This window comes from Mesorhizobium sp. M0317 (assembly GCF_040321555.1).
GTDB lineage: Bacteria > Pseudomonadota > Alphaproteobacteria > Rhizobiales > Rhizobiaceae > Mesorhizobium.
In genome coordinates this window covers 1-12,547 of sequence record NZ_JAMYRV010000010.1, presented here as the reverse complement: position 1 = coordinate 12,547, position 12,547 = coordinate 1, and the positions used below count along the sequence as shown (strand labels likewise).

Annotated in this window: 11 protein-coding genes and 1 pseudogene; 3 read left to right on the top strand and 9 right to left on the bottom strand. The window is 62.0% G+C overall.

Annotated elements, in window-relative coordinates:
• Positions 1 to 10 precede the first annotated feature (10 nt).
• Together NKI88_RS10150 and NKI88_RS10145 are read right to left on the bottom strand one after the other, a co-directional pair.
• On the bottom strand, positions 11 to 1,264 hold the full coding sequence (locus tag NKI88_RS10150; protein WP_352654935.1) for a M20 family metallopeptidase: 1,254 nt from the start codon (positions 1,262 to 1,264) through the stop codon (positions 11 to 13).
• On the bottom strand, positions 1,261 to 2,475 hold the full coding sequence (locus NKI88_RS10145; protein WP_352654933.1) for an ROK family transcriptional regulator: 1,215 nt from the start codon (positions 2,473 to 2,475) through the stop codon (positions 1,261 to 1,263). Before NKI88_RS10145 ends, NKI88_RS10150 begins: the two co-directional genes overlap by 4 nt.
• Before the next feature lie 916 nt (positions 2,476 to 3,391).
• Between NKI88_RS10145 and NKI88_RS10140 the strand changes: the two genes are divergently transcribed.
• Positions 3,392 to 4,738, top strand: a complete 1,347-nt coding sequence (locus tag NKI88_RS10140; protein ID WP_023738285.1) for a family 1 glycosylhydrolase — start codon at positions 3,392 to 3,394, stop codon at positions 4,736 to 4,738.
• A gap of 237 nt (positions 4,739 to 4,975) precedes the next feature.
• Complete coding sequence (locus NKI88_RS31825; RefSeq protein WP_460221634.1) at positions 4,976 to 5,317, top strand: SDR family oxidoreductase; 342 nt, start codon at positions 4,976 to 4,978, stop codon at positions 5,315 to 5,317.
• 172 nt (positions 5,318 to 5,489) lie between these two features.
• Here NKI88_RS31825 and NKI88_RS10125 read toward each other — a convergent pair whose 3' ends face one another.
• The 7 genes and pseudogenes from NKI88_RS10125 to NKI88_RS10095 all read right to left on the bottom strand — a co-directional run bounded on the left by NKI88_RS10125 (position 5,490) and on the right by NKI88_RS10095 (position 11,423).
• Entirely contained in the window at positions 5,490 to 6,038 is a 549-nt protein-coding gene (locus tag NKI88_RS10125; protein WP_023738284.1) for a hypothetical protein, read from the bottom strand.
• A 197-nt stretch (positions 6,039 to 6,235) separates the two neighbouring features.
• Positions 6,236 to 6,489 (bottom strand): annotated as a pseudogene (locus NKI88_RS10120) (Arm DNA-binding domain-containing protein); the annotation flags it as partial.
• Between the two features lie 291 nt (positions 6,490 to 6,780).
• Complete coding sequence (guaA, locus tag NKI88_RS10115; RefSeq protein WP_352654931.1) at positions 6,781 to 8,343, bottom strand: glutamine-hydrolyzing GMP synthase; 1,563 nt, start codon at positions 8,341 to 8,343, stop codon at positions 6,781 to 6,783.
• 55 nt (positions 8,344 to 8,398) lie between these two features.
• Positions 8,399 to 9,067, bottom strand: coding sequence for a 5'-methylthioadenosine/S-adenosylhomocysteine nucleosidase (locus NKI88_RS10110; RefSeq protein ID WP_352654929.1), 669 nt, complete (start codon positions 9,065 to 9,067; stop codon positions 8,399 to 8,401).
• Complete coding sequence (locus tag NKI88_RS10105; RefSeq protein WP_023701303.1) at positions 9,064 to 9,522, bottom strand: PaaI family thioesterase; 459 nt, start codon at positions 9,520 to 9,522, stop codon at positions 9,064 to 9,066. Before NKI88_RS10105 ends, NKI88_RS10110 begins: the two co-directional genes overlap by 4 nt.
• Before the next feature lie 86 nt (positions 9,523 to 9,608).
• Positions 9,609 to 10,061, bottom strand: a complete 453-nt coding sequence (locus tag NKI88_RS10100; protein WP_352654927.1) for a TspO/MBR family protein — start codon at positions 10,059 to 10,061, stop codon at positions 9,609 to 9,611.
• A 72-nt stretch (positions 10,062 to 10,133) separates the two neighbouring features.
• Positions 10,134 to 11,423: an RsmB/NOP family class I SAM-dependent RNA methyltransferase gene (locus NKI88_RS10095; protein ID WP_352654926.1), complete on the bottom strand. Its 1,290-nt coding sequence runs from the start codon at positions 11,421 to 11,423 to the stop codon at positions 10,134 to 10,136.
• A 319-nt stretch (positions 11,424 to 11,742) separates the two neighbouring features.
• Here NKI88_RS10095 and NKI88_RS10090 point away from each other — a divergent pair, with 319 nt between their 5' ends.
• Complete coding sequence (locus NKI88_RS10090; protein WP_031247209.1) at positions 11,743 to 12,420, top strand: MIP family channel protein; 678 nt, start codon at positions 11,743 to 11,745, stop codon at positions 12,418 to 12,420.
• The last annotated feature ends 127 nt before the right edge of the window (positions 12,421 to 12,547 follow it).

Below are 12,547 nucleotides of genomic sequence, written 5' to 3'. Positions count from 1 at the left end.
CGTTGGTGGTTCAGTCGGCCACGCCGCAGTAGCGGGCCATGAAGGCGGCGAAGCCGACTATGCCGGCGAAATATTCCTCGACATCCACGTGCTCCTCGAATGTGTGGCAATTCCTGATGTCGCCGGGCGCGCAATAGACGGCAGGAATACCGAGCTGATTGATGATGAAGGGGGACTCCGACCAGAACGGTGCGCCCTCGATGACGCCGCGTCCGCTCATTGCGCCAGCCATCGCGTCGGACAGCATGGCGACTTCCGCCCGCGTTTCGCCGATCTCGGCAGCGGTGCCGCCCAGCCTGTGGTCGCGGCCGGCGGGGTAGGCGAACTCTACCGAAATATCCGGATCGGCGATCGCGCCGCGCACGGCAGCCTCGATCTCGGCGGCGGCGGTGTCGAGGTCCTCGCCAGGCAACAGCTTGCGGATCAGCGAGAGCGTGCAGCGCTCGGGAACGGCAATGTAGCCGCCGCCGGCAAGCCCAGTGATAAGCAGGAAGCCGCGCCCGACCAGTTTGTGCTCGGCGCGCGCGGCGACCTCATCCGAATGCTTCCAAAGCGCCGTCATCGCGGCATGGCTTGCACGGAGCGCATCCTTGCCGAGTTCTGGCACACCGAAATAGGCGGATTTGCCGGTAATCGAGATATCGGTGATGAAGAAGCCGATCTGCGCCGCATAGACGGCCAGGCGGGTCGGCTCGACATAGACGGTGAAATCGGGTGCTGTGATCTCGCCGGCCTCGATGCGTCCGACGAAGTGCTTGATCCCGGCGGAAATGCCGGTGCCGGGCTGGCCGCTCTCCTCGTCGCCGACGAAAGCGAAGGCGACGTCCCCCTTGAGGCGAATGCCGGCCTTTTCGAGCAGCGCGAGTGCAGCAAGCGAAGCAGTGATGCCGGCCTTGAGGTCGCCTGAGCCGCGGCCCCAGACAGCACCATCAATGATCGGGGCGGCGAACGGATCCTCACGCTCGGTGCCTGCCCAATGCTCGCGCCAGCCGTCGACATGGACGGTGTCGGTATGGCCGATGAACAGCAGGCGCTTTCCCTGGTCGGCCCCCTTGCGCTCGCCCCAGATGTTGGGCCGCCCAGGAAGGAATTCCGTCCTGGTCAGGCCGCTGAGGTCAAGGTCGCGCATCCTGGCTTCGAGGAAGTCGACGAAGTTGGCTTCGTTGCCGGTGATGCTCTCTCGGCCGATGGCGCCGCGAAACAGCGTTAGTGCGTCGTCACGGTCGAGCGCTGCCTGCAGGCGGGCGGTAATATTGCGAGTCATATCGCGGCTTCCTTCAGCGCGGCGGCCTGGGCAGGCGGCAGCGAAATCCGGCCATCAGGCGCGTCGACGCCGAACAGCGTGTTGTGCAATTGGCCAAGGCCGATTGCCGCCGCGCCGATGAGGGCTGCGCGTGCGCCGAGTTCGCTCGCCTCGACCCTGACCGGATAGGGGAAGCATAGCGGCAGAAGCGCCTGCACCCTGGACAGGATTTCGGGCCGCAACCCAATCGAGCCGCCGAGGATAAACTTTTCTGGATTGGCGATCGCCGCGATTGCCGCAACGCCTTGCGCCAGATGGCGGGCAGTTTCGTCGAGCACGGTGAGCGCGTCCTTGTCGCCAAGCGCGGCATTCTCGAATATTGCCGGCACCGAGACCTGCCTGCCGGTGAGGGCGTGGTAGCGATCGGTCATGGCGTGGGTGGCCACCGCGCGTTCGAATGCGCCGGTGCGCAGTGATTGCTCGGCGAAGGGATCGGCGCCGATCGGCATAAAACCGATCTCGCCGGCGGCGTGCCCAGCACCCCGCACCAGATGGCCGCCCAGCATCAGCCCGCTGCCGATACCGGTGCCGAGCGCGATGTAGGCGAGATTGTCGATGCCCTGGCCTTGGCCGAGCCAGTTCTCGCCAAGCACCGCGAGATTGACGTCGTTCTCGATCATCACCGCGACGCCGAGCGCTTCTTCGAAGGCATCCAGCACATTCATTGTGTCGAAGCCGGCAATGTTCGGCGCCATTAGAATGCGGCCGGTGGCCGGGTCAGGAGCGCCAGGCGCGCCGATGACGGCCAGGCGTATCTTCTTGCGCGCGACGTGCTGTCTGGCCGCGGCATCGAAGGCCAGCGCTGCAATCTGATCGACGACGAACTGGCCGCCGCGCGGATCCGTCGGTGTGGCGGCTTCGGCAAAGATCTGGCAGGCAAGGTCGGTCAGCGCGACCCGCACCTTGGTACCGCCAAGGTCGACGGCGATGATATAGGCTGCGTCGTGGACCAGTTCGTAGGTGACAGCGGTGCGCCCGACATGGCCGCTGGTGCGGCCGGTTTCCTGGACCCAGCCCTCCTGCTCGAGCCCGCGCATGATTTCGGAGATGGTCTGCTTGGACAGGCCCGTCAGCTTGGCGATCGAGGCGCGGGAGATCGGCCCGCCCTGGACGATCGCTTCCATCACGGAGCGCTGTGAGAACTGACGGGATATGCGCGGCAGGTCAGTCACATTGAACTCCGGTTAATTCGTTCTATGACCGAACTTATTATTCGGAACTGGACTTGTCAATGTATGTTCGCGAGCGGCCGTTTTTGCGTACGCGAACATTGATCCGGAGGCAGGATTCAGGCGCGTTGCTGCCGTTCGGCAGAAGATAAAATGCGGTCAGCGAGTGGCTGGATCAGCTTCTTGAATCAATTGGGCGAACAGCTTCGTAACGCATGACAAATAACGATCATGCTAGTCTCTGAGGGTCACTGTTTTCTACAGGAGATCAATACAGCGGATGGTCGCCGGTCCATATCTCTCGTATCTCTCGTATGGGTCTGTCGAACCAAAGGACGATGAACGAGACTAACTATTGGCTTCGAGAATATCGGTGATGTACCCCGGGTCTGCCTCCCAGTGAATGGCTCAAATGGGCCGGCAGCGGAACGTCCGTTTGCAGTTTGCAAACGTGGATAACTACCATACCGCCTTGACTCGCAAAGACCCGTTTGACGCCAACTGGGCTGGCCCGAAGCCGACCTCTCCGTCCAGCATAGTCCGATCATATTCGGCGCAAGCTGCTCGCTTGAACCGTGGGATAGAATTCCGCCAATCTCGACCCGCCTATGCCTGGGTGGCCCCTGCTCACGATCACGAGCGTAGCGCCATCTTTCCGAATGGCCGGGTGAGGCTGGAGAAATCGCCGCCGAACCTTCTCGACCAGCCATTCTCCGGCTTTGGCAAAAAGCCGGTTCGAAGGCTTTTCCGCCATGTGCCGTTGCCTTTCGCAACGAACGGTCAACCGACTGTGAATAGCACTTGCAGGCACGTGGTTGTCAGGCGCCCACCGAACTTGACAAGCAGTCTTGCAGGAACTGCGTCGAGCACTGAACGTTTGACCAAGCGCGGGCATCTCCGCCTTGGCTAAGGACCATCAATGTTCACGTTCATGTTTGCCACCGGCATCGAGAACAGCACCCCCACCATTCGACAAGGCCGGGAGCGCGTCGACGAAATGGAAAAATGCCGCTTCTACGAACGATGGCGCACCGACTTCGAACTGGTCCAGGATCTCGGGGTGCATTTCCTCCGCTACGGACCTCCCATCCACAAAACGTGGCTGGGTGATGGACGTTATGATTGGGCATTCGCCGATGAGACCTTCGCGGACCTGAAGGCGAAAGACATTCTTCCGATCGTCGACCTTTGCCATTTTGGCGTGCCGGACTGGGTTGGCAACTTCCAGAACCCGGACTTTCCGACACTATTCGAGCACTACGCCAGGGATTTCGCGATGCGCTATCCGTGGATCCAGCTCTTCACCCCAATAAATGAGATGTTCATCTGCGCCACCTTTTCGGCTCGCTGGGGATGGTGGAACGAACAACTGAGCAGCGACACTGCTTTCGTCACCGCCCTCAAGCACATCGTGAAGGCGAACGTGCTTGCCATGCGGGCGATCCTCGAGGTGCGGCCGGACGCCATCTTCATACAGAGCGAATCCTCGGAATACTTCCACGCCGATTCTCCCGAGGCGGTCGGCAGAGCGGAACGGTTCAACAGCGAGCGTTTCCTGTCGCTTGATCTCAACTACGGTCATGACGTCGACGCGCACACCTATCGCTATCTTCTCGAAAACGGGATGACGGCCGAAGAATACAGTTTCTTCCTGGAGAGCCATCTGCGCAGGCATTGCGTGATGGGCACCGACTATTACCAGACCAACGAACATCGGGTTTGGGCAGACGGAACGACGTCCGGGTCCGGCGAGGTGTTTGGCTATGACGAGATCACGCGGCAGTACTTCAACCGCTACCGGCTTCCCGTAATGCATACGGAGACCAACATCAGCGAAGGCCCCAATGGAGACGAGGCCGTCTATTGGCTGTGGAAAGAGTGGGCCAACGTGCTGCGGATCCGCAACGATGGCATCCCCATCGTAGGCTTCACCTGGTACTCGCTGACGGATCAGGTGGACTGGGACAGTGCGCTTCGGGAGAACAACGGACGGATCAATCCGCTCGGCCTCTATGACCTCGACCGAAATCCGAGGGCGGTGGGGCGCGCTTTCAAGGCGCTGATCGCGAACTGGAACAAGCTGTTGGCGACACAAAGTGTCTGCCTTGCTTTGCCGGTCTTTCTTCCCTCACAGCAAGACGATGCCATTGTTCGCGCGCAACAGGATTATGCGCGCAGCCTGCTGAGCGTGGATCGGGTCGCTGAAGGCTGGACTGAACCACTTGCTGCTCCCCAGAAAGAGGTCGAACCCGATGCGCCTGGATAACAAGACTGCATTGTAACCGGTGCTGCAAGCGGCATTGGACTGGCCATCGCCATGCGGTTGGGCACCGAAGGTGCACGGGTGAGCCGACGTGGGTGGAGGCAAGGTCGAGAAGGCGCGCATCGGTTCGACAAGGGGCGCGCCGGGGAGGCCGCTATCACGGTGCTGTCGACTTGCGCTCACGCGTTCGGCAGGTTGGTAATAATCGTCAACAACGCGCCGGCCTGATAATCTTTAACCATTGAGGCATTCACTAGAGCGGGCTGGCTGAAGGTGCTGAGCGTCGACCTGCTGGGAGCAATTTATTTCGCCGGAAAGGCATTCGCTCATATGACATCTGGCGGCGTCATCGTAAAACATATTGAGTGTGCGCGGTCGAGACGAGCTCCGCATGTCGAGCTATACGCCGCGGCAAAGGCCACCCTCCTGTCTCTAACCGAGACCCGACGCAGTTCGCACCTTGGCCGACTGGGCATGAATCCGGACGATTACCGAACCAAATGGAACCTGCCTCGCAATTACCCGATGGTGGCACCCAACTATTCGGGAAGCGTTCCGCATATCGCCTCTAACACCCAGTAGCGGACAGCTCTCGCCTGAGGCGTCAGTCGTCGTTGAAGCGCTCCGGCATCGCATTCGAGACCAAGGCTGGTGCACAAGGATCATGACATCGAATTCCACTCTATACAGGAACAAGTGCCTTTCCTCGAGATTAGGGTTCGACGCCGCAACGGCGTCGAACCCCAAAGGAGACTCACATGAAACGTAAGATTTTGACAGCTACAGCGATCTCTCTCTGTCTCGCCACCGCGGCCTTGGCGCAGTCGTCGGGAACATCCAGCGGCACGAACGGAACGTCCGGCTCATCGGCCGGGTCGGGTATGAGTTCTACGTCCGGCTCAGGCCAAAGCGGTATCCCGAGCGGCTGGGACAGCAAGCTCTCGGGCTCATTCTTCAGCGACGCCAATTCGGGAAGACTTCTGTCGCAGGATGAGATCCGCAAGAACTGGTCGTCCCTGAGCTCTGAACAGCAGGCACAGGTTCGCTCCGACTGCTCGAGAATGACTGCCAGTAACGGCACTGGCTCTGGCACAATGACCGGCACGTCAGGTAGCTCGGCTTCGACCGGCAGTGATACAACGGCGAGTGTCGGCACCGGCTCTGGCACAGCCACCGGCACTTCAGGCAGCTCTGGTTCGACCGGCAGTAACACCACGGCCAGCAACAGCACTGGTTCGGGTACAACCACCGGCACGTCGGGATCCTCGAATACAGCTGGCGATACGACCGCCAGCACCAGCACGGGTTCGGGCGCGAACTCGGCTGCTCAAATGGCTTCGATGCAGCAGCTCTGCACCCAGGTTCAAGGGATGTGACTGAATGCGGGCTCCGGGCCGGCTTGGCCGAGATAGAAGAGGCCTTGACGGCCCGGACATCGCTTTGGTTTGGTAGCCATTTCGGCGCTGAAGTCGGCCGGTGATCGGTGTCACAACTCGGCGCTTGTATCGCCGGCGACCGTCCCTCGCCAATAGCGCGCTTCGCGTCGAGACACTTCTCTCGGGCAAGGGCAAGTGAGATTCCGTCCCGTCCATACCTGCCAAGACAGACCGTCTCGCGGCGTCCGTTGAGCCTGTAATCCAGCCGAAAGGAGATCGCGCCACTAGGCATGACGCGAACATACATGCCGTCGCGGTCCGCAATCTTGTAGATTTTCACTTTTGGTTCAGGGCTTTAAGGGCGACGTCCGTCAGCATTCCCCGCTACCTCCTGAAAAGTACCGTCAGTACAATTTCGAGGCTCTTTGGCAGAACATTCGTTTTATCTTCAGTGCCTTAAGGCATCAAAAAACACCGTCAGAGCCTCATTGGATCTGACGGTACTTCGAAAAATCTGAGCTAGCAATTTGCGGAAGGTCCGTCAGCCGGTCCGTCAAATCCAATCTCCGCACCGATTGTCGCTAATTGTCTCCGAATGGATTTATACGTGTTATCAAATGGTTGTGGCGTACAATGGCGTGTTTCCGGCGGCGTTTGGGTAGGTCTGAATCATTCCCACTCGATGGTGCCTGGCGGCTTTGACGTCACGTCGTAGACGACGCGGTTGATGCCGCGGACTTCGTTGATGATGCGGGTGGCCGCTGCGCCGAGGAAAGCCATGTCGTAGTGGTAGAAGTCGGCGGTCATGCCGTCGACGGACGTCACGGCGCGCAGGGCGCAGACGAATTCGTAGGTGCGGCCGTCGCCCATGACGCCGACCGTCTGCACCGGCAAGAGCACGGCAAAGGCCTGCCAGATGGCGTCGTAGAGGCCGGCCTTGCGGATCTCGTCGAGATAGATGGCGTCGGCCTCGCGCAGGATTTCGAGCTTCTCGCGGGTGATACCGCCGGGGCAGCGGATGGCAAGGCCTGGTCCAGGGAACGGATGGCGGCCGATAAAACTTTCGGGCAGGCCGAGCTCCTTGCCCAGTGCCCTCACCTCGTCCTTGAACAGTTCGCGCAGCGGCTCGACCAGTTGCATGTTCATGCGCGCCGGCAAGCCGCCGACATTGTGGTGCGACTTGATGGTCACCGACGGGCCGCCGGTGAAGGAGACGCTTTCGATGACGTCGGGATAGAGCGTACCCTGGGCCAGGAAATCGGCGCCGCCGAGTTTCTTGGCCTCTTCCTCGAACACCTCGATGAACAGCCGGCCGATGGTCTTGCGCTTCGTCTCGGGGTCGGACTCGCCTTCCAGCGCGGAGATGAATTTTTCCGACGCGTCGACAAGGATCAGCGGCAGATTATAGTGCTGGCGGAACATCGCCACCACGCCGGCGGCCTCGTCCTTGCGCATAAGGCCATGGTCAACAAGAATGCAGGTCAGCTGGTCGCCTACCGCTTCGTGGATCAGCAAGGCAGCGACCGATGAATCCACGCCGCCCGACAGCGCGCAGATCACCTTGCCCTTGCCGACCTGTTTGCGAATTGTCTCGACCGCATGCTCGCGATAGGCGCGCATCGTCCAGTCGCCTTCGATGCCGGCGATGTTGTGCACGAAGTTTGTCAGCAGCCTGGCGCCATCCGGCGTATGCACAACTTCCGGGTGGAACATGATGCCGTACATCTTGCGCGCGACGTTGCCGAAGATGGCGAAAGGCGAGCCTTCCGACTTGCCGAATACTTCGAACCCCTTGGGCAGCGAGATGACGCGGTCGCCATGGCTCATCCACACCTGGTGGCGCTGGCCTGGCGCCCACAGGCCCTCGAACAGCGGGCTGTCCTTCTCGATCTCGACGAAGGCGCGGCCGAATTCGCGATGGTTAGAGCTTTCGGCGACGCCGCCCATCTGCACGCACATGGCCATCTGACCGTAGCAGATACCGAGCACCGGCACGCCGGCATCGAAGACGATCTGCGGCGCGCGCGGGCTGCCGATGACCGATGTCGAGGCGGGACCGCCCGACAGGATCACGGCTTTCGGATTGATGCGCTTGAAGGCAGCTTCGGCCGATTGGAACGGCACGATCTCGGAAAACACGCCAGCCTCGCGGATGCGGCGGGCGATGAGCTGCGTAAACTGGCTGCCGAAATCGACAATCAGGACTGTATCGGGATGATTGGCTGTCGTCATGGCGAGCCTTTAGAGAAAGAAACGAGTCGGCGCAATGGGGTGCGTAGCCCGACTTTCAGAGCGCTGCCGGCTCTTGCCCAGGCTGCTCCTTGTGTAGCGTGCCGGAGCCGATGGCCTGTTCGAGCCGAGCGACTGCATCCGCCAGCTTCTCGTCGATGACATGCAGATATTCGGTCCAGTCGCCAACGTGGCGCAGATCGGCTGCACCGTCTGAAATGCCGCGCAGGCCGATAAGCGGGATATCGAACAACTGGCAGGCGCGCAGGCAGGCGAAGGTTTCCATGTCGACCATGTCGGCGGCGATGGCGTCATAGGCGGCACCGGTGATGATGGCGCCGCCGGTCGACAGGCTGGCTTCTTTAATGCCCGGTATCCTGAATGATAGCGGGACGGTCACCGGCAGGTCGAGGAACGGCGTCGCGCCTTTTTCGAAGCCTAGCGGCGAAGCGTCGATGTCGCGATAGCTGACCGAGACCGCCTGGTAGATTTCCGTCTGCTCCAGTGTGCGGCTGCCGGCGGAGCCGAGCGAGACGACGAGATCGGGCAGCGTCTTCTCAGACTTCAGCCATGACAGTTCGGCGCCGAGCCGCACACCTGCCTCGACCGGGCCGACGCCCGTCATCAGCGGCGTGAACAGTTTCTGCAGATGCGGACCGTATTCCGCTTGCGCCGCCATGACGAAAAGAACGTCCTTGCCGCCAATTCGCGTAACGGTGGCCATCATCCCGCTATCCCGTCACGGCCAACCACCGTCATCATCGTGCCGGTCATGGTCGCGATCAGCTTGGCCTCGCCATCGGCGGCAAAGGCGTACGCTTGGCCATCGGCGACAATGATGGTGCGGCCGGGTTTGGTCACCGAGCCGCGGAACAGGAAGCGTTCGCCCCGGCCGGGCGCCAGGAGGTTGACCTTGAACTCAATGGTCAGCACACCGGAATTTTCCGGCATCAGCGAAAATGCGGCATAGCCGCAGGCCGAATCCAGCGCCGTCGAAATCACCCCGGCATGCAGGAAACCGTGCTGCTGGGTCAGTGCCTGGGAATAGGGCATTTCGATCTCGATGATGCCCGGCGTCACAAGCGTCAGCTCGGCGCCGATGGTCGCCATCGCCTGCTGGCGCGCGAACGACGCCCTGACGCGGTCCTCATAGTCGGGTGCGGGTACGATCTTTGCTGCCATGGCCATCGCCCTGATTATCTGCGAAAGTTTATCGCAGACGCCGCAAGATCAGGCAAATGCTTTTGCTGCACTGCAACAAAAGCGCCTCAGTTCAGCATCAGAAGCGACGCGTTGAGCAAGGTGGCGAAGGCTACCCACGCGGCATAGGGCGCAAACAGCCAGCCGGAAACCCGGTCGCGGTTCCACACCGTGGCGATGAACAGCGCAATGCTGGCGAGAAGAGCCAGGATCACGACCAATGCCGGCCCCATCAGTTTTGCGCCGAAGAAAGTCGGCGACCACGCGAAGTTCAGAACAAGCTGGACGGCCCAGATCTTCATCGCGGCGCCTGCTCGTTCCCGCTCCCATGTCCGCCAGCCGGCTACGGCGATCAGCACATAGAGGAGCGTCCAGGCCGGCGCGAAGACCCAGTTGGGCGGATTGAAGGGCGGCTTGGCGAGCGAGGCATACCATTCACCCGGCAGCGTCGCATAGCCGATCAGCAGGCCTCCGCCGAGCACCAGAAGGAGGAAAAGCAGAAGCGACACATATCTTTGCAAGAATTCTACCCCGTCTGGCGGCCGACGCCGCGCATCTGCAACTGGCGCTATGTCAGCCTGTCAATCGCAGCGTCAATTCGCCCGACGCAGCGCACAGAAATAGAACCCGTCGGTGCCGCTCAGAGCCGGCGACAGCCAGATATCGCTTGTCTTGCCGATCCGGGCGGCCGCTGCGTGACCGGGGAAGCTGACATCCCAGAGCGCGCGATGATCGACCGGGACAAAGCCCTTGTGCCGCTCGCGGAAGGCAGCGATCTGCTCGCCATTCTCCTCGTCGAACACCGAACAGGTGATGTAGACCAGCAGGCCGCCGGGTTTGACATAGGCCTTGGCCGCGTCGAGGATCGCCGACTGCTCGCCCTTGCGGGCATCGAGCTGTCTCTGCGTCAGCCGCCATTTGGCGTCGGGACGGCGCCGCCAGGTGCCGCTGCCAGTGCAGGGCGCATCCACCAGCACGATGTCCATGTGGCCTGCGAGGGGGCTGAGCTCGGCCGGCTTGGTGACGACCTGGACGTTGCGGTTTTCCGAACGGCGGATGCGGTCGAAGATCGGTGCCAGCCGCGCCTTTTCGGCATCATGGGCGAAGACCTGGCCTTTGTTGGCCATCGCCGCCGACAGCGCCAGCGTCTTGCCGCCGGCGCCGGCGCAGAAATCGAGCACCTGCATCCCGGCTTGCGCGCCGGCAAGGGCGGCAACGATCTGCGAGCCTTCGTCCTGGACCTCGAACCAGCCTTTCTGGAAGGCCGGCTCGGCCTGTACGTTCGGGTGCCTGCCGTCGCCGTCGATGGGCGGGATGCGAATGCCTTGTGGCGCGATAGCGGCTGCCTTGGCGCCGGTTTCGGCGAGTTCCGCCAGCACTTTGGCGCGGTCGGACTGCAGCGTATTGACCCTGATGTCGAGCGGCGGGCGGGTCGCCAAAGCCGCCCCTTCCGCAACCCAGTCTGCGCCAAAGGATCGTTCGAAGAGCGGCGCGCACCAGTCGGGTATGTCCGCCCGCACCGCCTCCGGCGCGTCTTCAGGCCGGCGCTCGGCCAGCGCCTGCAACTCGGCGGCGCTGAGCAGCGGCGGCGCGAACTTGTCACCCTGGAGCGCATCGTTAAGCGATTGCGGCGTCTGGCCCCATTCGATGAGCAGCGCGCCGAAGCCGATGGCGCGGGGCGTGTCTTCACCCAAAAGCCAGCCGGCGGAACGTTTGTGGCGCAGCGCGTCGTAGACGATGTTGCCGATCGCCGCGCGGTCGCCGCCGCCCGCAAAGCGATGCGACAGGCCCCAATCTTTCAGCGCATCGGCCACCGGCCGGTGGCGCCGGCCAATGTCGTCCAGCACTTCAATGGCTGCCGCCAGCCGTCCGCCCAGTCGCATTCGTCATTCCATCTATCGAGCACAGTATCTTTCGGCCTGCTCTTAGAGCGTTTCGCGTCGAGATTGAACCCCGCTTGAATTTCGCGGCGACGAGGCCTTCCGCTCGCGGCCGACGATTTTCCCCGCCGGCAAATGTCCGCCCGCCGGCGATAACAAATCTCAAATATATGCAAGGTCTCTAATGTTGGTAACTGGCCGCCGTAAGCACGATGTGTGGCGCAATTGCTCTGCTTTCCAAGCTTTTGCGTTGGGAATACTCTTTGCGCCATGATTCGCGGCGCGGAAAAGCGGACCGACGGATCGATACGAGGAGAGGGCAATGAAAACGTATCTTGCGGAAGTTCTAGGGACATTTCTATTGGTGTTTATCGGCACGGCGTCGGTGGCGACGGGTGGCTTTCTCGCCGACTTGCCGCTGGGCCAGGAAGCCATCGGCCTGGCGTTCGGCATCGGCCTGATTGCGGCGGCTTACGCGGTGGGTCCCATCTCAGGCGCACATCTCAACCCGGCCGTCACGCTCGGCGTCTTCCTTGCCGGCCGGCTGCCGGCCAAGGATGTCATTCCTTACTGGATCGCGCAGATCATCGGCGCCATTCTGGCCTCGCTGGCGCTGTGGATCATCGTCTCCGGCCAGACCGGCGGGCACACCACCGGTTTCGGCGCCAATGGCTGGGACGTGGCGAAATGGGGGACGAGTTCGGCCTTCCTGTGGGAGCTGATCGGCACCTTCACCTTCGTCACCGTCATCCTCGGCGTCACAGCCGAGAAGCACTCGACGACGTTCGCCGGCCTGGTCATCGGCCTGACGCTGGCCGGACTGCACTTCGCAATGATCCCAGTGACCGGCACCTCGCTCAATCCGGCGCGTTCGATCGGCCCGGCGCTGTTTACCGGCGGCGCAGCCCTCAGCCAGCTCTGGCTGTTCATTGTTGCGCCGCTGATCGGCGGCGCAATCGCTGGCGTCGTCGCCAAGGCACGCATCTTCGAAAAGGACTGATTTCGAAGCCTGCGAAAACGAAGGGGGGGGGGCCCCCCCCGCGCCCCCCCCGCTGGGGGGGTGTTTGTTGGACCGGGCGGCGACTCCCGCGCGTGCTCGGAAGCCGGAGCTCCCCACGCGCCGCATA

What these genes read in the sequence shown, in the direction of transcription:
- NKI88_RS10150 (WP_352654935.1), bottom strand. Translation starts at nt 1,264, where the DNA reads ATGACTCGCAATATTACCGCCCGCCTGCAGGCAGCGCTCGACCGTGAC.
- NKI88_RS10140 (WP_023738285.1), top strand. Translation starts at nt 3,392, where the DNA reads ATGTTCACGTTCATGTTTGCCACCGGCATCGAGAACAGCACCCCCACC.
- guaA (WP_352654931.1), bottom strand. Translation starts at nt 8,343, where the DNA reads ATGACGACAGCCAATCATCCCGATACAGTCCTGATTGTCGATTTCGGC.
- NKI88_RS10110 (WP_352654929.1), bottom strand. Translation starts at nt 9,067, where the DNA reads ATGATGGCCACCGTTACGCGAATTGGCGGCAAGGACGTTCTTTTCGTC.
- NKI88_RS10105 (WP_023701303.1), bottom strand. Translation starts at nt 9,522, where the DNA reads ATGGCAGCAAAGATCGTACCCGCACCCGACTATGAGGACCGCGTCAGG.
- NKI88_RS10095 (WP_352654926.1), bottom strand. Translation starts at nt 11,423, where the DNA reads ATGCGACTGGGCGGACGGCTGGCGGCAGCCATTGAAGTGCTGGACGAC.
- NKI88_RS10090 (WP_031247209.1), top strand. Translation starts at nt 11,743, where the DNA reads ATGAAAACGTATCTTGCGGAAGTTCTAGGGACATTTCTATTGGTGTTT.